Annotated in this window: 10 protein-coding genes; 6 read left to right on the top strand and 4 right to left on the bottom strand. The window is 41.6% G+C overall.

Annotated elements, in window-relative coordinates:
• The 4 genes from ACQ2HE_RS18860 to ACQ2HE_RS18845 form a co-directional block, all read right to left on the bottom strand.
• Positions 1 to 4,314, bottom strand: a complete 4,314-nt coding sequence (locus ACQ2HE_RS18860) for a gliding motility-associated C-terminal domain-containing protein (RefSeq protein WP_430900727.1) — start codon at positions 4,312 to 4,314, stop codon at positions 1 to 3.
• 62 nt (positions 4,315 to 4,376) lie between these two features.
• Complete coding sequence (locus tag ACQ2HE_RS18855; RefSeq protein ID WP_430900725.1) at positions 4,377 to 9,179, bottom strand: PKD domain-containing protein; 4,803 nt, start codon at positions 9,177 to 9,179, stop codon at positions 4,377 to 4,379.
• Between the two features lie 57 nt (positions 9,180 to 9,236).
• Complete coding sequence (locus ACQ2HE_RS18850; protein ID WP_430900723.1) at positions 9,237 to 9,647, bottom strand: hypothetical protein; 411 nt, start codon at positions 9,645 to 9,647, stop codon at positions 9,237 to 9,239.
• A 16-nt stretch (positions 9,648 to 9,663) separates the two neighbouring features.
• A complete protein-coding gene (locus ACQ2HE_RS18845; protein WP_430900721.1) occupies positions 9,664 to 11,166 on the bottom strand; it encodes a carboxypeptidase M32 in 1,503 nt (500 codons plus the stop codon).
• Between the two features lie 126 nt (positions 11,167 to 11,292).
• On the opposite strand from ACQ2HE_RS18845, the gene ACQ2HE_RS18840 reads away from it, so the two are divergent.
• The 6 genes from ACQ2HE_RS18840 to recN all read left to right on the top strand — a co-directional run bounded on the left by ACQ2HE_RS18840 (position 11,293) and on the right by recN (position 24,040).
• Positions 11,293 to 16,407, top strand: coding sequence for a CHAT domain-containing protein (locus ACQ2HE_RS18840; protein WP_430900719.1), 5,115 nt, complete (start codon positions 11,293 to 11,295; stop codon positions 16,405 to 16,407).
• Between the two features lie 469 nt (positions 16,408 to 16,876).
• Positions 16,877 to 17,974 carry a Nif3-like dinuclear metal center hexameric protein gene (locus ACQ2HE_RS18835; RefSeq protein WP_430900717.1) on the top strand — a complete coding sequence of 366 codons (1,098 nt, stop codon included), beginning with the start codon at positions 16,877 to 16,879 and terminating at the stop codon, positions 17,972 to 17,974.
• A 2-nt stretch (positions 17,975 to 17,976) separates the two neighbouring features.
• Positions 17,977 to 18,732, top strand: coding sequence for a zinc ribbon domain-containing protein (locus ACQ2HE_RS18830; protein ID WP_430900715.1), 756 nt, complete (start codon positions 17,977 to 17,979; stop codon positions 18,730 to 18,732).
• 194 nt (positions 18,733 to 18,926) lie between these two features.
• Positions 18,927 to 20,741, top strand: a complete 1,815-nt coding sequence (locus tag ACQ2HE_RS18825; RefSeq protein ID WP_430900713.1) for a hypothetical protein — start codon at positions 18,927 to 18,929, stop codon at positions 20,739 to 20,741.
• A gap of 83 nt (positions 20,742 to 20,824) precedes the next feature.
• On the top strand, positions 20,825 to 22,315 hold the full coding sequence (locus tag ACQ2HE_RS18820; RefSeq protein WP_430900711.1) for a tetratricopeptide repeat protein: 1,491 nt from the start codon (positions 20,825 to 20,827) through the stop codon (positions 22,313 to 22,315).
• 66 nt (positions 22,316 to 22,381) lie between these two features.
• Entirely contained in the window at positions 22,382 to 24,040 is a 1,659-nt protein-coding gene (recN, locus tag ACQ2HE_RS18815; protein ID WP_430900709.1) for a DNA repair protein RecN, read from the top strand.
• Positions 24,041 to 24,448 lie beyond the last annotated feature (408 nt).

Genomic DNA, 24,448 nt, shown 5'->3' with positions numbered 1-24,448 from the left:
TTACCTGATTAATGTTACGTTTCCTTTATAGGGTAGGATCGCGGCGTTTTCACAAACAAATTCTACATAGTAGACATACGTGTCGATATCAGCTTTTATTCCATTGATAGTTCCATTCCAGCCTTTACTAGCATCGTTCGCGTCAAAATCCTTACGTTCAAATACCATTTGCCCCCATCTGTTAAAGATGCGCAATACTTGTACTCTTGCCAATCCAACTCCTCTAGGATAGAACACGTCGTTCACCCCATCCCCATTTGGTGAAAATGTATTGGGAACGAAATAATTCTTTTCATTGCAAAGTGCGTTTACCAATATACTTCCGGTTGCGGTACATCCATTACTGTCTACTACCGATACCGTATAAGTTATTTTACGTTTTGCTATTATGGAAGGTATTGCACAATTGGTACATGTAATATTCGTATCCGGTGACCAAGTATAACTTGCCATCGGTCCACTATAGCTTACCGGCATAGGAACGGTGGTACCAATTGGTAGGGTAATTGGGCCATTAAAAGTAATAGTAGGGTTGGGCGTTACTTTAATTGATTTGGTAGCATTACCAATACATCCCAGTTTATTCGTTGCTTTTACGCTCACTGAATACGTGCCCGCTGCAGCGTATTTCACCGTAGGGTTTATAATTGTTGAAGTATTAGTTCCTCCTAAATTCCACAAATAAGTAGCATTCGGATCCGGCGTTGGAAGGCTTACGAGCAATTGCCCTGTTTCATTGATACATAAAATAGAATCACCATTAATGGCGGGCTTTGGAGTAGCATATACATTTATGGTATCAGTAGTTGAACTGTTGCAACCGGCTTGTGTGGAAACATTTAAACTTACAATGTACCTGCCCGGTGCAACATATGTGTGGGTAGGGTTGGTGGCTGTACTGGTATTGCCATCACCAAAATCCCAAACACTTGATGTAATAGGATCGTTCTTGATAGTAAAGTTTCCAAAGTTTACCGTTCCTACATCACAAAATTCCTTTTTGTCTACACCGAAGAAAGGTAGCGCTCCCAATACTTTAACGGTAGTGTTGGCATTTCTGAAAGCAATACAACCGGAACTGTCTTTTATCTGAAGATAAGGAGCATAGGTTCCAATTGTTTTATACAAATAGGTAAAGCTCTTGGTTCCACTTGAGTCTATATAACCATCACCACTTCCAAAGTATAATTTGGCAATCGCATTTGCAGGGGCCGTTATGGTAAAGTTTGCCAACAAGGTATTACAACTTTGAGTGGGTGTAATCTGTATATCCGTTGCCGTGCTGGCATTGTAAACATTCACAGGCGTGCTGGCACTGTCTAAACAACCGCCATACCCCACTAATACCAACCTTGCATTGAAACTGCCATAGGCATTATAGAAATGGTTAGGGTTTGCCAAATTGCTACTTGTTCCGTCTCCAAAATTCCAATAGAAGGATTCATAATCTTGACCTAAGAAAGTGAACTTGGTTTCCAAAGGCGGACAAAAAGAAGAGGCATTTACAACCGATAGTGCCGGTTTGGGCTTGATTACATTTATATAATTTGTTTTCGTGATCGAATCCTTGCAGCCCAATGAATCTGTAATCACCAGCTTTACCGAGTAGGTGGCATCTGGCCCTGCATATTGATACGAAGGATTTTTTACCGTACTAGATCCTCCATCCCCAAAATTCCAATTATACGTTAAGCCATAACCCCTTGAAGAATCGGTAAACTGCATGGGCGTTGCCGGGCATATTTTTAAATATTTCGATCCAAAGTTGGCAACAGGGGCCGTTACAAACTGAGGTCCTTTTGTAATTGAATCTTTACATCCCAAGTTATCCGTAATAATAAGCTTCACTTGATAACGCCCAGTATCAGCATAAGAGTGAGAGAAAGGTGGTGCTGTGTACGTTTGAGTATTGCCATCACCCCAAACCCATTTCCATTGCACTATTGGCAAGGTTCCGCTAGAATTGTCTGTAAAATTGATAGCGGCTCCTTTACAAGGCGGTGTGCTGCCAATTGAGAAAGCTGCAGTAGGTCCTTCTACCGTTACTACATTAACTTTTGTGATGGAATCTTTACAACCACTTACGGCAGTAATCACCAATTTAATGGTATGTGGTCCAACCGTAGTGAAGGTACGAGAGATATTTCCCGGTGCCGGTTCAGCCGGTCCACCATCGAAATACCATTCAAATTTTGCAATATTAGCAATGTTGGCAGTTGTATTAATATTGATCGATTCGTTTTTACAAATCAATGTTTTACTGACGGTGAAATCGGCTACTTCAGCTACCAACCGAACCACTTTTTTGATTGTGCTGGTGCAGGATCCATTGGTTACGGTTAATGTAACCTGATAGGTTCCTAATGCCGGATAATTAAACGTTGGATTGTTTAGGGTAGAAGTGTTGTTGCCCGGATCTCCAAAATTCCAAGCATATGTTATAGGGCCATAGGCTGTTGAAGCTTTCGACGCATCTGCAAAACTTACCAGTGTTTTATTGGTACAATCTACATTGAAATTAAAGCGAGCTACCGGAGGAATAATTTGAACCACATTTGCTTTGGTCACAGCAGTAGAACACCCTTGATTGATTGCTACTAAGCTAACGCTGAAATAGCCCGTGTCTTGAAATAAGTGTTTAGGATTTTGAAGTGCAGAAGTACTTCCATCACCAAAATCCCAAAGCCATTCATCTGCTGTACCCGACAAATTCGTAAAACTCACCGAATCTTTAGCGCAGGAGCTAGGCACACTTACACTAAAGTTGGCCGTGGTAGGTGTTCCCACTTTTACTCCGTTTACATATACAACAGAATCAGTGCAACCGCCTTTGGTAGTGATGTATAATTTAACCGTGAATTTTCCGGTGGTTGTATAATTATGAGAAGGAGTTTTTGCAGTACTGGTAAACCCATCGCCAAAATCCCACAAATAGGAGATCACCGGGTCTACTGTTTGAACCGTATCAAGCGGAGAATAAAGAAACGGTACGCAACCGCCCACATTGATATTCTTTATTCCAACAATCGGCTTCTGTATCTTAATATAGGCCGGTTTAGTTAAGGTGTTAGAACAACCCTTTGAAGTAGTAACGGTCAGTGTTACATTGTAGTTGCCATTGGCCGCATAAATGTGTGATGGATTCTTAACAACCGCTGTTCCTCCATCGCCAAAGTTCCAATTCCATGCCGCTGCTCCAACGGTCGCATCTGTAAAGTTCACTGTGAGCGGAGCTTTACATGCAGCCGTATCAAGGGTTGAGAAATTGATAGTGGGAGGAGCTAATATCACGAGATTCTTTGTAATGGAATCAGCACAACTTGCGTATTGGTTTACCAATTTCACCGTGTAGGTTCCTGCAGTGCTGTACAAACTAGAATCGTTTAAATTAAATGAACTACTTCCATTGCCAAAATTCCAGATAGAAGAAACAGGCGTTGCGCTTGATGAATTTTGAAAAGAAACATAGGAATTCAAACAAGCAGTATCCGGACTGTTAATAGCAGTAGTAATAGGACTAATGGTAGTTGTTTTCTGAACAGTTGCCGAACATCCATATTCACTCGTAGCGGTTAGCTTAATTGTATAGGTACCCGCAGTTGCATAAACGGTTGATGGATTGAAAGCAGTGCTTGTTGTGGCATTCCCTAAGTCCCAATTATAGGTGATGGATCCGGGTCCACTGGTTTGATTGCTTAGTGTAACGGGAAAAGGTGCTTTACAAGACGTTGATGGAGGAACAATGAAATCAGCGGTAACTCCCGAAACCACTCGAATATAATTGTACCTGCCAATACTGTTGGAGCATCCAGTAGTACTGGTAACTGTTAAGTTAACATTATAGAATCCAAGATTGGTGTATGAGTGGGTAGGACTGGCTTGGTTCGAAGTATTGCCATCTCCAAAATCCCAAGCATAACTGGCAATGCTTCCGGCTCCGGGTGTAGATTTATCTGTAAACTTAATTACTGCAGGTTGACATGCAATCGTTTTGTCTGTAGAAAAATCGGCAACCGGTGATGGGTTCGCAACGATGTAGTTTGTTTTTGTAATGGAGGCTGTTCCGTTTGAATTACGCACCACAAGTGTGATAGTATAGGTTCCGGGTGTTGAATAAATTCCCACCGGATTTTGGGCCGTTGACAATTGCCCATTGCCTAAATCCCAGTTCCAGAAAGTTGGGTTATTGGTACTTTGATCGGTAAATTGAACGCCTAATGGTGCACAGCCCGAAACAATATTTGCAGTGAATTGAGCAACCGGTACTTGAGCATAGGCATTACTACGGCTTATTAAAAGCAGTATTGTTAGCATGATTGCTAACTTTGAAATGAATTGTTTGATACTATTTATATCCTTGCTCAATTTCATGAATCTTATCTAATTAGTGATACATTTCCGTGATACCTGATCACAGTATTGTTTTCACATACAATTTCCATCGTGTATACATATACGTCTTGGGCTGCCGCTTTTCCTTTGAAACTTCCATTCCAACCCGCACTCATATCGTTGGGTAAGAAATTCGATTTTTCAAATACAGCTTCTCCCAAACGGTTGTATATCCTCACATAACGAATGATGTACAAACCATGACCTCTGGGATAGAATACGTCATTGGCGCCATCCCCGTTGGGGCTAAATGTATTGGGTACGAAAATATTTGCGTTGTTACAAAAAACATTGATCGTTACTTCATCACTTGATGTACAAGAGCCTAAATTGGAGACTTCCAATTTATAAACAGTCGTTTGTTTTGGCTGTGCAATCGGTGTTGGGCAATCTGAGCAACTCAATCCTATGGCCGGGGTCCAGGTATATTTTGAAACATCGCTTGAATAGGTTGGCTTCAAGGTTAGTGAAGTTCCTACCGATAGTTGAAGGTCTGCTCCAAGATCTACTTTGGGATAGTTGTATACCTGAATGGGAATATACGCCGTATCCTTGAAACAACCATTACTATCTGCACCAATTACTTGGTAAACAGTGGTTAGGGTTGGCGACGCTTTTGGATTGGCAATACTCACCCCACTTAATCCGGCAGACGGCGACCAATTGTAGCGATCTGTTCCACTCGCGTTCAATTGCAACACTGACCCTACACATATCGTATCCCCTGCACTGGCACTGAGTTTTTGGGGCTGTTGAACCCTCACCAAAACCGAGTCTGTTTTCGAACACCCTACTTCGTTTGTTCCCAGCACATAATAACGTGTGGTTTGTTGCGGTATTGCAAGCGGGCCGGCACAATTTGTACACGAAAGACTGGAATTTTGCGTCCACTGATAAGTAGTAGCTCCGGAAGCCTGTAGCTGTACCGGACTGTTTAAACAGGCCGTTAAATCAGCCCCTGCTTCTACAACAGGAACGGGGAGGGCCTGAAATACTTTTAAGGTAGTATCAGCACAGCCTGAGCTGTTTACCGTGATCAGTTTTACCGAATAGGTTCCGGCAGTTCCATATACAATACCGGTGGGGTTTTGAATCGATGAGCCCAACCCGTTTCCAAAATCCCAATTCCAAGATAGTTGAGAAGTGTCGGCCACTGTAATCACACCTGAAAAAGATGCGGTGCTCGGGATACAGCCTGAACTATCGCCTACTATATCTATTTTCGGACTGTTTACTATAGAAATGGGGAACTGAATGCTAGCCGTATCACTGCATCCTCTTGCCGTATTTACAATGAGCTGAATCGGGTAATTTCCGGTTTTTTTGTAGAAGTGGCTGGGGTTTAAATCCGACGACTCGGTGCCATCTCCGAATTTCCATTTTCTACCCGTTACTAGGTCATTTGAAATGGTGGAGTCAGTAAACTGTACGAATCCCGAGTCACAAAGTACTTGACTGCTCAACCCAAATTTAGCGGCTGCCCCATAAATATGCACTGTATCTACACCAGAAACTACCACCTGACAACCGGCGGGGTCACGTAAGATCATTCTAGGCAAATAGGTACCAATTCTACTATATGTATGATTTACTAATGAGTCACTAGTTTGTATAACCGAACCGTCATTGAAGTCCCAGATAAAAGTAACCGTATCCTTTGTAAACCCTTTAAAAGGAATGGTAGTGGGTTCGCATCCTTCGTATACAGAATAGTTGAAACTACCTTGTGGTCCCCTAACAGTGATGTTTTGGAACGCAGTATCGGTACAGCCCCCAGGGCTGGTAACAATTATTTTTGATTTGAACACGCCCGGTGTATTGTAAAAATGGATTGGATTGCTGATCATAGCACCGGTAGCATCGCCAAAATCCCATTCAAACTTATTGAAGTTCAACGATTGGTTGGTAAAGTTAACTACCAAGGGCGGGCAGGTAGCCAAAGTGTCGCTTGCTTTTAGTGCTGCTACAGGATTCTTGATACTAATATAACTGATGCGCTCTAACGAGTCTTTACATCCATATACATCAGTAGCAATTACTTTAACTGTGTAGTTTCCTTCTGCATTATATCGAATAACAGGTTGTTGTTGGTTTGAACCCGACCCATTTCCGTAGCTCCACTGATAGGAGATTGGCCCGTTACCAAAACTTGCATTAAAAATGGGAACCGCGGCTCCCACGCAAGAAAGGGTATCGGCAGTGCTGAAATTGACACTGGGTTTAGAAATCAAGATTTGACCATAAACCGTTTTCACATCCAAACAACCTAATGTGTCTTCAACCATCAGCTGAACATTGTAATTGCCGGCAGTTGAATACAAATGACTGAATGGCCCGGATAAAAGGGTGTCGATTTTACCATCTCCATAATTCCAAATCCATCGTTTCAACGGGTTGGTTCCGTCCGATGTTGAAGCGTCGGTAAAATGAATGGTGGTATTGGTACAAACGGGTGGTGTGTTCACGCTAAAAGACGCTGTAGGTCCGAACACCTGCATGTATTGAGTTTTGACAGTGGTGTCTCTGCAACTGTATCGATCAATTGTAATCAGTTGAACATCGTAGGTTCCGTTAGAATAATATACGGTGGTTGGCGCACCACTGGTTGCTTCGCGCCCATCTCCAAAGCTCCAATAGTATTCGGTTACGAAAGGATTGTTTCTACTGGCAGCCTCAAAATGAACGACTCTTCCCTTGCAAACTGTTGTGTCTTCTGCTGTAAAGTCGGAGGCTTCATTTATCACAACAACTTGCTGTGTTAAGGAGTGTTCGCAAGTATCATTCTTAACGGTCAAGGTTACAAAATACTGACCCGGACTCGCATATTTGTGAGAAGGGTTAGCATCAGTAGAGCTGCTGCCATCGCCAAATTGCCAGTACCATTCTTTTGCATCAATGCTTAGGTCCTTGAACCAACGTGTCAATCGATCCGAACAATGCAGCGAATCACGGAAACGAGCAATGGGTGCTTTGATATAAATGAAATTGGGAATGCTCAATGAATCGGAGCATCCATTACTGGTAACCACAAGGCTTACCTTAAAATATCCGGTGTCTTGATAAATGTATTGTGGATTTTGAGCAGGTGAAGTACCACCTTCTCCAAAACTCCAAAGCCATTGGTCTCCCGGTGCTCCTGTGCTCAAATCCTTAAAACTGATGGGTTTGAAGGCACATCCCTGTTGGGGAGTTGCGGTAAAATTCACGATCGGCTTATTACCTACTTTTACAGCCGAATTCACTTGCAAGGTGTCGGAACAACCATCAATCGTAAAATAGATCAACCGTACAGTATAAACGCCGGCTTTTGTATAGGTATACGATGGGTTGGCTGCAGTTGAACTACCTCCATCCCCAAAGTCCCATTGGTAGCTAGCAATAGTAACAGGTGTTGTAATTTCAACACCGGCGGTTAAGGTTCTCGGTAAACATCCTTCCATTGGTACTCCCGTTATTTTTACAATCGGTTTTTCAACTCGAATATAATTGGGGAGTTTCAGCGTATCAGTACATCCATTGGCGTTGTAGGCAATCAAGACTACTGAATAGCTTCCATAATTTTGATAGATATGTGATGGGGCAGCGAGTGTTGATGAATCGCCATCACCAAAATACCATTTATATGAAATAGCGCCGGTACTTGAATTGGTAAAGTTGGCTGTGAAAGGTGGTTTACAGGCATATCGTACAGAACTGCTTGCAGCAGCGAGCGGCTTATCTAAAATGGTAATTGATTTAGTGATAGAATCTTTACATGCACCAAAGTCACTCAATAGCTTAACCGAATAAATTCCTCCGGTTTGAAACACTTTTGTTGCATGGATGCTATTGATCACCGAGCCATCACTGAAGGTCCAAATTGCTGTTCCGGGTGCCGGACTGCTGCTATTCACGAAAGCTACAGGTGCACCGGCGCAAGCTTGTGAGGGCAAACTAAAATTTGCTGATACAGATCCAATGCTGATGGCATTTGGAATCAATAATGTGTCTGCACAACCATTGTTATTAGTAGCAATCAATCTAACATTGTATGAACCGGCAGCAGTATAATTATGAGTTGGATTCACCAGTGTTGAGTTGCTGCCATCACCGAAATCCCAACGATAACTTATAGTTCCTGTTCCGCTGCTATTATTGGTAAATTGAATGGGAGTGGGGGGCGTACAAGTAGTAGCACCTCCTGCAGTAAAGGTTGCTTTTACACCGTAAGGTAGTTTGATGTAATTGTTTTTTGTTAAGCTCTTCGTACAACCGTTGATGTTTTTTACCAATAATGAAACATTGTAGTTGCCGAGAGTAGTGTATACGTGTTGAGGATTCTGTAATGAACTGGTATCACCATCGCCAAAATCCCAGAGCCAGCTGGCAATTGGAGAGCCGGCCGGATCGGTTCTATCTGTAAACTGAACTCCCAAGGGATAGCATCCAATACTGTCGCTCGCAATAAAATTGATATTCGGAATCGCAAATACAGTAATGTATTGTTGTTTAACAATTGAATCGGTTTCGGCACCTGTTTTAACCACCAGTTTAATTGTATAGCGCCCAGGTTGAAAGTAAGTAGCGGCGGGGTTTTGTAAGAAAGAGATCGTTCCGTTGCCGAGATCCCATCTCCAGCTAGTAGGTGTACCTGTAGAAGTGTCGGTGAATTGAACCAAAAGTGGGGCACAGCCCTGCGTTTTATTGGCCGTAAAACCGGCTTTTAATTGCGCATGCACTGCAGTGCTCACTAATAATAAACATATCAGGAAACACCCAATGGTAGTATTCTTTCTTTCTGCGAACATGAGGTAAACGGACAAGGCTTACATTCAAGGACCATTGGATGTGTATCAACAAACCTATTATGGTATCTTTCTTAAGTGTAACAGTGATTTACCGGAATCTGTACTCATTTCTGCTTCTACATAATCCCAGTAACTATCGGTCAATTTCCATATTCCGTTCAATTTGAATACGGGAGCACTGGCCGATTGAAAAAAACTAGTAATGGAATAATTGCTCACATTTCCCGACCAGGTGCCCACATTGGTAACACTACCGTCCGTTCCAATAACGGTTCCATCTTCATAAAACTTAAATTGAAAATCGACGAACTGATTACTGATGTCGCTGGCCCCCTCCATATAATATTCCACTTTCCATTTCCCGTCTGTAATGGCCTTCATAACAATAGATTGTTGCTGTTCCTGAATGGCTTTTTTACAGGAAGTACAGCATAAAATCAGTGCAATAAAGGGTAGAACTCGGGTCATGGTTCCTTATTCAGGGTTAAATATTATAAATATTCATGTATTTGTCAAGTAAATAGGCTGTGAAGATCGAAGGATCCAATCCTTTTCCACTGATTTTCAATGATAAACTTTCAGAATCGTACTTCCTACCCCAGATATGGACCTTCCCATTCAACCATTGAAGTAACGGTTGGAAGCTACCATTTCTTATGTATGTGGATAATAAGGGAATCTCCGTAGCTGCCTGCGTATAGAATTGAGCCCCATACATGCTTCCCAGAGAATAGGTCGGGAAATAGCCGAAACTTCCATGGCTCCAATGCACGTCTTGTAAACAGCCCCGCTTATGGTCAGGAACCGCTACCCCCAAGTAACTCTCATAATGAGCATTCCAGTATTCCGGAATATCATGTACCGAGATTGCGCCATCAAACAAAAGCTTCTCAATTTCATAGCGAATCATCACATGAAAATGATACGTCAACTCATCAGCCTCCGTTCTTATCAACGAAGGGCTTACTTTGTTGATGGCTTTGTAGAATTCCTCTGTACTAATTCCCGCAAACTGCTTTGGAAACAACTCTTTTAAAATCGGAAAATAATGCTGACAAAACTCCCAGCTTCTTCCTACTTGATTTTCCCATAACCTCGACTGCGATTCATGTACCGAAAAAGAAGCCGCTTCGCTCAATGGTAAGCCATATTCCGCTTCAGGCAATGCTTGTTCGTACAACGCATGTCCACCCTCATGAATGCAACTCCAAAGCATATTGCTAAAATCCTGCTCGTCTATTCGTGTGGTAACGCGTACGTCCTTGCTGTTGAAATTGATAGTAAAAGGGTGCTCCGAAACATCTTGACGTCCGGCTTCAAAATCGTATCCCATATCCTTTAGAACTTGTATTCCAAATTCCCATTGCTGGTTTTTAGGAAAATGTTGTCGAAGAAAGCCATCCTCAACTTCCGGCTTCGTAAGAATTTTGTCTAAAATCGATTTCAAAGCAGGTTTTAAGTTGGTGAATATTTGATCCAACAATGCTACCGATGATCCTTTGTCATGATCGTTTAAGTGTGCATCGTACGGATTCTTTTCATATCCCAACAAGGTCGATTCTTCTTTTTTTAATTGAAGGATTTCGGAAAGGTCGGGAGCAAAAACAGAAAAATCATTTTCTTGACGTCCCTTCATCCAACTGTGAAAACTCTTGTGCACAGCTACCGACATCCGTTCAACCAAATCTGTAGGGATCTTGGAATGGCGCTCGTAGTCTTGCAAACTCAAAACTACATTGGCCCGTTGGTCCTCAGTAAGACCATCCTCTTCCGAAAGGGTTTTTAAAAGTTGCCCCATTTTTTGAGAAGTGAAGAACTCATGGGCCAGACTGCTAAGTGTGGCAATTTGTTGCCCTCTAAAATCCGCTCCTTTGGCGGGTAAATAGGTTTCCTGATCCCATTGCAAAACAGCGGAAGCATACCGGATATCCGCGATTTTTCTCATTTCCGTTACATACTGTTGATAATGGGGACTTGCCTGACTCATAAAACAAAGTTTGCGCAAATCTATAACAGGAATACCATTTAAGCCCATTTCTATTCAATTTACGTACTGGCGGGTATTGGGTAGCCTCATAGATTAACGTACTTTCAGGATCTTAAAAAAGGCAACATGAAACGGTATTTGATCCTAACGCTTCTACTTTTCACAGCATATTGCGTGCAAGCGCAAACCAGTGCCAATGCAAAGTCTTTGATGGCGGCAGCATCCAAGGATTCTTCCGCCGGTACGTTTGAAAAAGCGGCGCAGAACATGGATGCGGCAATGGTAGAAGAGCGAAAGCAAGCAAAGCCCGATTTCCTTTTTTTGGCAAACACCTCCTATCGAGCCTCAGGTTTGTGGTTAAAAGCAAAAGAGTACTCCAAAGCGCACGATGATTTATACCTATCTCTTTCCCATTTTAGAAAGATCGCCAATCGTGAAATGATTGGATACATCCTTCAAGATCTTTCAAGATTGTATGACGCTACTCGCTATAAAGATGTGGTATATACTTTTCCTTCAGTAGATAAAGAAGAAACCTTCAACGTAAACTTAACCATCGAAACCATCAAAGCTGCCGGAACACCGGGAGTTTACCGCGCATCCTTAAATGCCGGTAGCAACGATGGTGTTTTCGCAGGCGCTTCAGGAAACGCAGTTGGAAAGTACATAAAGGCCGGAGATAATAGATCTAATAGGGTATTGGGAACAGCGGTTGTAGAACAAGTATTTCCGAATTATGCTATCGTACGTATTGTATTAAAAAGTGCTACCGATAGCACTTATGCCATTTATTCCAATGATATGGTATCCATTCCTGTACGTGGACCTAAAATTGAAAGAAGTGATATCTTTTCGAAAATAACCCTGTTGAATATTCGCTTTCTTGATAACAATAAAAAGCCAATTGTACATCCACGAACAGTGTTTCGTTACAATTCGAAAGAACTGGAGACTGACATCTACAATCAATTGTTGTTTTCTGTAAAGGAAATCTACGACATGTTCAAAGACGAACCCGAATATCAAAGCACTGAGAAAATAAAACGGGGTCGTTTCAGAGGAATTACTTGGATGGAAGCCATGGGAAAGTCTTCTCCTGATGATCTAAAAGCCTTTTTAGGTTTTGTTCGAAATTACCCGGGCAAATACATGGGTACAGAATGGAAGATTTCGGAAACCTATGCCACTTGGCTCTTGAACAATGCTCCTCCGGGCTCCGATGAAATTATGGATAGTTTGATTGCCGCAAAATCGGATGCCCAAATTCGCTTGATCGCCAAAACTTACGAGAAAGATATAAAAGATGTTCTTTTCGAATATTGGTTAACAGATGCTCAAAATGCCGCCATAGCCGGTGATCTTAAAACAGCCTACCTGTATGCACCCCTGATTTCTAAAGTGGCAGAAGTATTCAATGAGCCCGACTATTTAGGTTGGGCTAGCTTTAACTGGGGAAGAATATTAGAAGAAGATAAAAAGATAGACGAAGCTTTAGTGAGCTATCAAAAGGCAATCAGTTATTTTGAAAAGGGCACAGATAAAACCGGACTCACTTTTTCATTGAATAACATCGCCTCAAAATATTCTGACCAATACAAATACGAAGAAGCACAGCAAGTACATGAAAAAGCACTGGCCCTTCGCTTGAAACGATTGGAAACTGACACCTCGGATGAAGCGAGGTATATGGTTGCCCGTTCATACGACGCAATTGGCGGAACTTTTCAAAAACGCAGTAAATACAAAGAAGCCATACTTGCATATGAGAAAGGAGTGAAAGTATTAGAAGGTGCCACTGATCTTGATTGTAAAAAGCAGCGCGCGTATTTGTTTCAGCACTTAGGAAAAAGTTACGAGAAAATGGGAGAATATGCCATTGCTGCAACCTTCTATGAAAAAGAATTGACTGCTCAAAAAGCACTGGGTGATATTGAAGCACAAGGTGACGCACTCGATAATCAAGGCTTCTTGATGAGCAAATTGGGTAACTACCGCGATGCTTATCAAAAATATTCACTTGCTTACGACTACCATACAAGATCCGGAAAAACAGACGATGCAGGATTCTCCATGTCGAATATGGGGCAGGTGCTCTGGAGTTTGGGATCTTTCGATAGTGCCATTGCAGCTCATGCAAAAGCCATTGAATTGAGAACAAAAGCAGGAAACAACAAAGGTGCAGCTTATAGTTGGAAGAAAATGGCAGCCTTGTACAAAGAAAGCGGAAACGCAGCAAAAAGTATGGAGACTTATCAAAAGGCCCTCGATTTATACAAACAAATTGACGACAAACTATCTTACAGTGAATTATTAGAAGACATCGCCTCTCAATATAAATTGAATAAAGACTATACCAAAGCTTTGTCTTATTACAACGAAGTATTGAGCAACTATCGGTTGATGAAAGATAGAAACAAAGAGGCCAGCACACTTTCTGCTATTGGCGATCTTTACTACGAACAACAACAATACGAAACAGCTTCCGGGTTCTACAATCAAACAGAAAGAATTCAAACAGACATCAATGATCAAACCGGATTGATTTATACCTACTGCTCTCAAGCCGGAGTGGAACAAATGCTGCGGGAAGATTTCAAAGCTGCTTTAAACAAATACAAGAAAGCACTCTCCATGGCAGTAAATACTTCCAGTGAATCGAATATTGCTTTTGCACAACAAAAGATCGGGCTTTTGTATTCTTTCCTAAATCAGTACGATAGCGCAAAGCTTTACTACGACAACAGTTTAGCAAAATACAAAGCCCTTGGTGATCTCGAGAACCTCGCGGTGATGTACAATAATTTTGGCTATTACTATAACTATAGAGGGGATTTTGAAAATGCTAAACAACAGTTCGATTCTGTGTATGCAATTGGTACTCGTATTAAAAATGCTTACCGCATTGCAGACGGTTTGTATGGATTAAGCGGTTACTATTCCACATCGGGTGATTTCAAAATGGCGATGACTAAAATTGAAGAAGTACTCAAGATCTACAAAGAAAAAGAAAACCCATGGGGCATAGCGGCTGTCTATTCCGATCAAGCCAATATTAAGAACGATCAAGGTGAATACGAAGAAGCTTTGAACTACTATTATAAATCTGATAGTATTTACAATGTTCTGAAGCTTTCAAAGCCTAGAATCAGTTTGTTAAATAACATCGGTACCATTTATTATTTCCAACACGATTACACGCAGGCGTTGAAGAAATTTGATCAAGTAAAGTCGATGCTTGATAAAAACAACGACGACCCTGCTTTTCAAGCACTCATCAAGAGCAATATCGGTGAAGTATATGTTGATTTGAAAAAATACGATACAGCCTACAAGTGGTTGAAAGAATCTGTAGACATGGCATTTGCACAGAAGAACAATAGAGAAGTATACATTTCTTATACCATTTTGGGTCGTTTACATAGTGAGAAAGGAGAGTATGAGAAAGCTGCCGCTTGTTTCGTATCTGCTGATTCGGCTTTGAAGATAGGAGGAGAGAAGAAGCTTCAAGTGCAATTATTGGAAAGCTGGGGAAGAATGTTGTACAAGCAAAAGAAGTTCGACGATGCGAAAGCCAAATTAACTAACTCAATCGAACTTTCGAATGCCATCGGCTACAAAAAATATGCATGGAAATCACTTTCAACATTGGCTGATATCTCATTTGAAGAAAACAAGAACCAACAAGGGTTGGATTATTTGGGCAAGTCAATTTTGGAGATTGAACAGATCAAGAGTAAGTTAACGGGAAAAGATGCAACCAAAATATTCGCCAGTGATGAAAGTATAGTAGAACTATACCAGAAGATGATTTTCTACTTGAAAAAACAAGGGAAGGTTCAAGAAGCATTGGTTTATATGGAAAAAGCCAACGCCGAGAATATCAATATTCGATTAAAAGCAGAGGAAGCGAAATACGATGATGCTGCAACAGCCGCAGCAGCCGCAAAGGAGAAAGAATTGCGCAAACAACAAGCTTATTATGACGCAGCTATTGCTAAGGAAAGGTCGAAAGCCGACAACCTTCAGCACAAAGAACAATTAGCTCAATTGGAACAAATGCGTTCAGTGGCTGCAGAGCAATACCAAGCTTATGTAACCGATTTGAAAGTAAAGTATCCCAATTTGCAAGCATTCAAAAAAGTGGATCCGGCGCAATTCATGGCCGAACGGGAGGATATTCCTGAAGATGTTGCCGTGGTAAGTTACTTGGTAACAGATCAAGAACTCAGTGTGTTTGTTGTGAGTACAGATACCATTTTTGTAAAAGATATTCCATTAGATCGTAACAAATTACAAGCGAAAATCCGCCGCTTTTATGAAGTTCAGGCGAAGTCAACAAAAAGTTCTAATGATGTTCGAGGTGGTAAGGTAAGTGCCGGTGCCAATACGGTTGCACCGCCTGCACCCGGGGAAAAAGATGCTTTGGCAGCTGAGTTGTACAGTGTATTGATCGGGCCCCTGATGCAAGATTTGAAATCAAAAGAGCGCATCGCCATCGTACCTAGTGGATTCTTGTGTTTTGTTCCTTTCGACGCATTGCTGGCGTCTAATGATAATGGCAAGAAGACCTATTTCGGGGAGATGAAGCAGTTGTTTTATGTGAATAAGTTTTCAACCATCACTAGCGGAAAGTCGAAGCCCATCAACACATTCAAAGTATTAGCAGTTGGAAATGCCGATAAATCGTTACCACAAGCTGAAGAAGAAGTAAAAGGCTTGCAGTCGAAGATGCCTCAAACTGTAATTTATGTTCGTGAAGATGCCACCAAGAAAAATGTGTTGGGCAATAAAGATGGGTTTAACATTCTCCACCTTGCTACGCATGGTATATTGGACTATGCAAATGCCGATAATTCTTACTTGGTTTTAGCACCTGATCCCACTGCTAAAGACGATGGGAAACTGACCATTGCTCAGATCATGTCAATGACCGACATCAATCGTTTTCGATTGGTAACACTATCAGCCTGTGAAACAGCGGTGATTCGTGAAGTAGCAGAAGGATGGCCTATCAGCACGGCCTCAGCCTTTATTGAAATGGGTGTTCCCACTGTAATAGCAACGCTGTGGCAGGTTGATGATAAAGCAACTCGAATGTTGGTGGATCGTTTTTATGAGAATTTGAAAACAATGGACAAAGTGAAGGCATTGCAAGAGGCGCAAATCTATCTTAAGAATCAACCCGGTTACGAAGATCCTTATTATTGGGCTCCGTTTCAGTTGTTGGGATTGTGGAAGTAGGCGTTAGGCCTTAGGCTTTAGGTGGTTAGGCTTTAGGCTTCACCGCAGAGAACGCCACGAGCGCAAAGAAGTCGTAGAGAATTTCCTTGCTCTTTTGTATTGTTTTTTCCTGCTGCGGCGCAGCTAAAACGCAGCGCTGGCAGTCTCTCTGTTTTTCCTCCTTTCCCGCAACGGCTATCGCCTGCGGGACTGCTTTTGCTTCGCAAAACCAGCCTCCTCCTTCCCTCTTCCTTCCTGTATTCCGACTGTTTCATTATTAATTCTTAATTATCAATTATTAATTTACTCCCCCTGTTATTCTCCCTGTTCTTTCTCACCTTCCTCTTTCCTCGCTCCTCTCATCCTCCCTCTTGTATTCCGGCTGTTCCATTATTAATTATTACTTATTAATTATTAATTACCCCGGCTGTTCAATTCTTAATTCTTAACTCTTAATTCTTAATTCTCTCCCTCTTCCTACCTTTGCCCCATGAAAATAATCGACATCGTTCAAGAACTCGAAGCGAAAGCGCCTCCGATGTACCAGGAGTCGTACGACAACAGTGGATTGCTCACCGGAAGCTATGATTGGGATTGTAGCGGTGTACTTTGTACGCTCGATGTTACAGAAGCTGTAATGGAAGAAGCCCTTTCAAGAAACGTCAATTTAATTGTAGCACACCATCCGCTTATTTTTAAAGGATTGAAGCGATTGACGGGTGCGAATTATGTTGAACGCTTGCTCATCAAAGCCATTGAGAACAAACTGGCGATCTATGCTATTCACACCAATTTGGATAATGTAATTGAAGGTGTAAATGCAACCATTGCGAATAAACTTGGATTGGTGGAACGTTCAGTTTTGGATCCGAAGCCCAATACAGTGCGAAAACTATCGGTTTATGTACCTCAAACTCATGTTGGTGCTGTTCAAGATGCTTTGTTTGCAGCCGGTGCGGGTTCCATTGGTAATTATACCGAGTGTAGTTTTTTCGCTGCCGGTTCAGGAACCTTTAAAGCCGGGCAAGGTGCACAACCTTATGTAGGGTCGGTTGGATCACGACATGTAGAAGCGGAGGTGAAATTGGAAACGGTATACGAAGTGGGCAACGAACGATCCGTTTTGGCGGCTTTGAAGATTTCTCACCCGTATGAGGAAATCGCTTACGACCTGTATCAATTGGAAAATGCTTATTCCAAAATTGGGTCAGGAATTGTCGGAAAACTACCCAAACCGGTGAATTCCGCAGATTTTTTGCAAGTTTTGAAGAATCAGTTTGGATTGAGCCTTATTCGTCATACCCAACTGCTTCCGGGTACGGTGCAGAAAGTAGCCGTTTGTGGGGGTGCTGGTAGTTTCTTGATTAACAAGGCATTAGCGGTGAAGGCCGACGTTTTTGTAACCGCCGACTTAAAATATCACGAGTTTTTTGAAGCCGACGGGCGGATGCTTTTGTGCGATATTGGCCATTTTGAGAGCGAACAGTTTACAAGAGATTGGCTAACTGATGTTTTGCAGCAAAAATTTCCTAACTTTGCCGTCCTTAAATCGGTTCAAAACACTAACCCGGTTTATTATTATTTCTAACTATGAGTACAGTAAAAGAATACTCCGTAGAAGAAAAACTCTCTTCGGTAGTCGCACTCCAAAAAATCGAATCTAAAATTGATGAGATTCAAATTCTGAAAGGCGAACTTCCAATGGAAGTGAGTGATCTCGAAGACGAGATCCAGGGTTTGCATGCTCGTCAAACTCGTATTGAGGAAGAAATCAACGGTATTCAAGAGTTCATTGCTCAAAAGAAAAATTTGATCAAAGAAGCTGAAGCACTGGTAAAAAAATACGAAAAGCAAAGCGAGAATGTAAAGAACAGTCGCGAGTTTGAAGCCATCAATAAAGAAATGGAAATGCAACAGCTGGAAATGAAACTGGCTGAAAAGCATATCAAAGACGCGAATGAAGAAATTGCTGATAAAGTAGTAGTACTTGAAAAAGCAAAGAAAAATCTTGCTGTAAAAGAAGGTGTTCTCGGTACAAAGAAAGGAGAACTCGAAAAAATCATCGCTTCTACTGAAAAAGAAGAAAAGCACTTCGCTGAGCTTTCTGCTGAAGCAAGCAAGAAAGTAGACGAGCGTTTGTTGACTTCTTTCAACCGCATCCGCAAAAACTACCGCAATGGCTTGGCTGTTGTTCCGGTTGAGCGTGATTCTTGTGGTGGTTGCTTTAATGCTATCCCTCCTCAACGTCAAAGCGAAATCCGTCAACGCAAAAAGATCATCGTTTGCGAAAACTGTGGTCGTGTATTGGTTGACCGCGATTTGTTCGACAGCGTTGAAGTAAAATAACCGAAAAGCTGACTATCTATCTATAGAGCCGGTGCACTTGCACCGGCTTTTTTTATACTGCTGCGGTTCCAATTCTTAGGCAGTCAATTCGCGCCCCTTCCTAAACTTCCTCACCTTTGTGGTCAAAAATACCCCCCAGAGGGTATTCCCTCACTTCTCTTCTACCAATAGATTTGAAGCAAATTATTAGCTCTATGCGCAAACCTGTTAACCCCTTCCTAGGCGTCTTATGCCTCGCCTTGCTCACTCTTTTCTCCAATCAAGTTTCCGCTCAAATGGAAGTATTGGAAAAAGATCATGAAATTTCAAGAAAAGCCCGAAAAGGCTATCTCGGACAAATTGTTGTTGACGATGCCAATCAACAATTTGATCTCATTTATGTGTTGAAATCAACAAACTCTAAAGTAATTGTAGAGCATTATTTCTACGATGCAAACCTCAACCTAATAAAGAAAGAAAAAGAAGAAGACGAAATTGAAAAAGTAAAGAAGAAATACAAGTGGTTCAAGTTCAAAGGGGAGACCTATGAAACCAAGAGCCTCTATGTTCGTACGAATTTAAAAGGCGAAATGGTATTCCGTGAGAAAATCATTCGCTACAAATGGAGCTGGCTTCGCGGGGGTTATGCAAAAAGAGTCATCATGGGGAATAAAGTAAAACCCAAAGATGAAAGTACCGGTAACCGTTATATGTTCCGTGGTGGCTTCTACGAAAACGATCCGGAAGGCTATATCAATGTGGTAGCAGGAGTGAAAGATGGCAGAGATATGATCAAATCTTACCTCAATTATCAAATCATTCAAGCCGACGGCAATGTAAACATCACTAAAAAAGTAGACATTAATTTTGAAACGGCAAAAGCTCCCATTCTATCTACTCCCCTAGAAGACGAAGATCCTGAAACCCTCGACGACAAGCCCCGCGATTGGGTGGTGGTATTTGCTCCTTTTGGTGGTGCCGGATTTGGTAAAGTAGAAGGGGATCCCAAAACCTATACTTTTTGCCGATTTACCAGTACCGGAGATCTAGTAGAAAAATATGATTTCACAGTGCCTGTTGCAGGTTGGAGATTACTTGGAGCTTTCCAGAAAGACGGAGAAGTGTATTTGTATGGTCCCGGTATCGATAAGAATAAAAACAGCAATGAAATTTTCAAGGGTCCATTAATTGAAAATACGTCGAACGATGACCCTGATGAAAAAGGTGGGTTGCTTGGCGGATTCAAAGGAATAGGCGGTGAAGCTACTCAAGTTACACAAGAACAAATTGACGCACGCTTGGATGAAATGAAATACTCTAACTTCCAAGTGGGAAAATTATCAAAAGGCAAACTTGAATTCATTGATGCTCCAAGCATTGACGACATCAATAAGAAAAACATCAAACCCGAAGGACAAAAACGTGAAGTAGAGTTCGACGGAAAACGTTTCATCACTACCGGTATCGGAATCCTTTCTAACCATCATGTATTTGTACATGGACAAGACTTTAAGCTTGATCGCATTGGCGGCAACAAAGGTTCCAGACTTTACAAAGGATTGTTCATGCTTCAATTTGGAGCCGACGGTAAGTTCATTGGAAACTATGGTGTAGAGTTGGATCGTAAAAAAGGATTGGGAATGTTCAGTAGTGGATTGACACCCGATCAGTTTCCGGCCAATTCGGATGTGTACGAATCTCCGGATGGAAAGAAGATCTATTGGATGATTACCATGTGTAAGGCCATCGATAAAGATACCGATATCGATACCGACTACAACTTCTTCGCCGGTACTCGTACCACTACTGTTAGCACTACTTACACACCGCTCTATACCATTCAATACGGTGTAATTGATGCTGCTACTAAAAAAGCCAGTGATTTCAAAGTATTGGGTGAAGATGAAAACCGCAAATACTATTTGATGCCGGATAAAAACGTACTCCGCTTGGGTAAATACCTTATATACTTAAGTGAAACTTTGAAAGGAGACAAAGTACTGCTGTCAAGATTCGATTTAACGAAATAGTACATCATTCGAAAACAACTATCAAGATCTCGCCATTGGCGAGATCTTGCTGCTTTATAAGAATCCCTATCTTTGTACCATTCATGCGAAAGGTACTCCTGCTTACTGTTTCAGTGTTGTTCTGTGTGCTGAATGCTTCAGCTCAAAAGCGCTTCGAATTCAATGCCAATTGTAAAGAAGCATACACTGCTATCGTTTCTCTAAGAACGGAGTATGCCAAACTACTATTGACTAACGAGCAACGGATCAATCCCAATAACCTCATTCCCGTTTTACTCGAAAACTACATCGATTTTTACGACTTGTTTTTGAATGAAGATCCGGCAGTATATAAGAAAAGGTTCCCCTTGTTTGAAGATAGATTGGATCAATTGGAAGATGGCCCCGAAGACGATCCTTGGTATCTTTTTTCCCGTGCATTGGTACAATTTCAAACAGCCGCCGTTGAAGCGAAGTTTGATCACAATTGGAGTGCAGGGCTTTCATTTCGTGCCGCTTTTCTGAATTTCAAGGAAAATCAAAAAAGCTTCCCGGCATTTCTTCCCAACACGTTATTTAGAGGAGCCATGCAAGTGGCTGCAGGAACCATACCCGATGGCTACAAATGGTTGGCCAATCTTATGGGAATCAAAGGAACCGTATCAGACGGGATGGCTCAAATGAACAAGGTTTTAAATGCAACAGATGAATGGTCGCAACTCTTTCGGGAGGAAGGACTGTTTTATCAATTTTATTTAAAGTATTATATTCTGAATGACCGAAAAGAGATCTTTAATTCTATTCAGAGAGAACTACAGAAATACCCTTTCAACCAATTGCTGCTTTATTTAGCCGTTAACTTACACCTCAACACCCAACACGCAGATATTGCGTTAAAATTGATTCAGCAACGAAAGAACAGTCGGGAATACTTACCTACTTTGGTATGGGATTTTGAAGAAGGATATGCAAAGCTCTATCACTTAGATATAGACGCAGTAAATCATTTGGAGAAGTACGCTACCCAGTTTAAAGGGAAATACTATATTAAAGACGTGTTGTTAAAAATCAGCTGGTATTATTACTTGAATGGCAATACTGCTAAAGCAGAAAAGTATAGACTGGAAGTGTTACGAAGAGGTTCATTGGCCGCAGAGGCCGACAAACAAGCCCAAAAGCAAGCTTCCAATCCAAAATGGCCTGATCCATTGCTATTGAAAGCGCGTCTCTATTCCGATGGGGGCTATTATATGGAAGCATTGCGTTTATTGTTTGGGAAGCGATACACCGACTTCAAAAACACGGTAGATCAAATTGAATTCAATTACAGGGTAGCGAGAATTTACGACGAATTGGGGCGCACCGAAGAAGCCATCCCCTTTTACAAATTGGCCATTCAACAAGGCCGAGAAAGAACTGAATATTTTGCCGCACGTTCTGCCCTTCAATTAGGAATGCTGTTCGAGGCTAGAGGGCAACTTACAGAAGCGCTTAAATGGTATCAAGAATGCCTTGATATGGATAATCACGACTACAAAAACTCCCTCGACCAAAGAGCCAAAGCAGGCGTATTGCGTTGTGGAAAAACACCCTGATAATTTACAAGTAAGAATTGACGAATATTAGCCTTTAATCGCTAATTTGCTATAATATTTAGTACTATGCTCAAGCGACTCAGCATACAGAATTACGCCATTATCGACGCCATCGACATTGATTTCGATGCTCATTTTAATGGAATTACAGGAGAAACCGGAGCCGGTAAATCCATTCTGATGGGGGCTTTGTCCCTTATCTTAGGCGACCGTGCCGACACTTCTGTGCTGTTAAACAGTCAAAAGAAATGCATTGTAGAAGGTTTTTTCGACGTAGCAGGTAAAAAGTCTATTCAAAGATTCTTGAAAGAGGAAGATTTGGACGCAGAGAATGAATTGGTCATTCGAAGAGAGATCAATTCCGGCGGCAAATCGCGTGCCTTTATCAACGACACACCTGTAACCCTCGAACAACTTCGCAACTTAAGCAGCATGCTGGTTGACCTGCACCGGCAGTTTGACACTTTAGAACTAGGCGCTTCCGATTTTCAACGAGAAGTTTTGGATGCTTTGGCCTCGAATGATGCAGTGTTAGAACAATACCAAAACTTGTTCGCCGAATGGCAAGAAGCAAAGAATACTTTTGCTGCCTTGCAACTGCAAAAAGAGCAATTCACGAAAGAATACGACTACAATAAGTTCTTGTTCGATGAATTGGAAGAAGCTAATTTCTCGGATAGTGAATTAGAATTGGCAAACGAAGAATTAAAAATTCAAGCCAATACGGAAGAAATTAAAGAAGCGATTTCAAAAGTAGTGTTTGGATTAGGAGAGGGAGAAACGCCCATTACGCAACAGCTTAAGCAATTCGCAAATCAACTTCAACATTATAGCAGCTTAATGCCTTCTTTGGCTTCGTTGCAAGAAAGATTGCAATCGGCGTACATTGAATTGAAGGATGTGTACAATGAATTGGAGGCAGTGGGTGATCAAGTACAATTCGATCCCAAACGAATGAACCATTTGCAAGAGCGCATGGCAATTGGCTACAAACTTCAAAAGAAGCATGGGTTAAACACTACGAACGAGTTGTTGGAATTAAAAGAACAACTTTCAAATAAACTGCAAGCCGTATTAGAAATCGATGATCAAATTGCTGCTGCAGCAAAAACAGTTGCAAATGTTGAATCCAAATTAGAAGAGCTAGCGGCAAGCTTAAGTGCAAAACGTCAAAAGCAAATAAAGCCACTCTGCGATCAGGTAAATACTTTGTTAGCCCAAGTGGGCATGCCCAATGCGCGTTTGAAAGTGAATGTGGAACCCTCCCAACAACTCCATTATTTCGGGAAAGATGAGATCGCTTTCTTGTTCGATGCCAATAAGAGCAATAAGTTTGAACCCATACGAAAAGTAGCAAGTGGGGGAGAGTTGAGCCGATTGATGTTGTGTATTAAATCGCTTGTTGCGAAATCCTTGCAATTAGCTACCCTAATATTTGATGAAATTGATACCGGAATCAGCGGCGAAGCAGCCCGTCAGGTAGGTATTATTTTGAAGGGCTTGGCTGAAAAAATTCAGATCATTTGTATCACGCACCAACCGCAAATTGCAGGCAAAGCCAATGCGCATTACTTTGTTTATAAAGAAATAAAAGGCGATGCCATCAAAACCAATATTCGACAGCTCACAACCGATGAACGCATCACCGCCATTGCGAAAATGCTAAGTGGCGAAAAACCAACAGCGGCAGCGTTGGAAAATGCTCGGGAAATGGTGGGGAACTAATTAATAATTAATAATGAATAATTAATAATTGAATACCCTCTTCAGATCTACCAAAGATTCCCTTTAGATCAAGTTCTGGGTTTTGAGTTCTGTTTGTGAGGTGTTGGGCCTTAGGCCTTAGGCTTTGGTGAAAGTTGTGAATTTTTGAGTTTTGTGCAACTTCGCTGCTACCTTCGTTGCGCACCTTTGCGTTCTTTTTTACGTTGCGGTAAAGTAGACTGATTGAAGAATTTTGGTGACTGAAATGAATTAGAAAGCTAATTTTCTTTGACTACAGATAGCAGATTAAAACAGATTCGCACAAATTAGACCTTACTATACAATTAAACTGACTGCCGGTTGTTTCAATATTAATTCTTAATGAATAATTGAAACCCACTTCAGATCTACCAAAGATTCCCTTTAGAT

Origin of the sequence: Endoryza foliicola, assembly GCF_050589245.1 — a bacterium.
Taxonomy (GTDB): Bacteria; Bacteroidota; Bacteroidia; order Chitinophagales; family Chitinophagaceae; genus Endoryza; species Endoryza foliicola.
The sequence above is the reverse complement of the archived record's forward strand: the minus strand, read 5'-3'. Positions and strand labels throughout refer to the sequence as shown.

What these genes read in the sequence shown, in the direction of transcription:
- ACQ2HE_RS18860 (WP_430900727.1), bottom strand. Translation starts at nt 4,314, where the DNA reads ATGCTAACAATACTGCTTTTAATAAGCCGTAGTAATGCCTATGCTCAA.
- ACQ2HE_RS18855 (WP_430900725.1), bottom strand. Translation starts at nt 9,179, where the DNA reads ATGTTCGCAGAAAGAAAGAATACTACCATTGGGTGTTTCCTGATATGT.
- ACQ2HE_RS18850 (WP_430900723.1), bottom strand. Translation starts at nt 9,647, where the DNA reads ATGACCCGAGTTCTACCCTTTATTGCACTGATTTTATGCTGTACTTCC.
- ACQ2HE_RS18845 (WP_430900721.1), bottom strand. Translation starts at nt 11,166, where the DNA reads ATGAGTCAGGCAAGTCCCCATTATCAACAGTATGTAACGGAAATGAGA.
- ACQ2HE_RS18840 (WP_430900719.1), top strand. Translation starts at nt 11,293, where the DNA reads ATGAAACGGTATTTGATCCTAACGCTTCTACTTTTCACAGCATATTGC.
- ACQ2HE_RS18835 (WP_430900717.1), top strand. Translation starts at nt 16,877, where the DNA reads ATGAAAATAATCGACATCGTTCAAGAACTCGAAGCGAAAGCGCCTCCG.
- ACQ2HE_RS18830 (WP_430900715.1), top strand. Translation starts at nt 17,977, where the DNA reads ATGAGTACAGTAAAAGAATACTCCGTAGAAGAAAAACTCTCTTCGGTA.
- ACQ2HE_RS18825 (WP_430900713.1), top strand. Translation starts at nt 18,927, where the DNA reads ATGCGCAAACCTGTTAACCCCTTCCTAGGCGTCTTATGCCTCGCCTTG.
- ACQ2HE_RS18820 (WP_430900711.1), top strand. Translation starts at nt 20,825, where the DNA reads ATGCGAAAGGTACTCCTGCTTACTGTTTCAGTGTTGTTCTGTGTGCTG.
- recN (WP_430900709.1), top strand. Translation starts at nt 22,382, where the DNA reads ATGCTCAAGCGACTCAGCATACAGAATTACGCCATTATCGACGCCATC.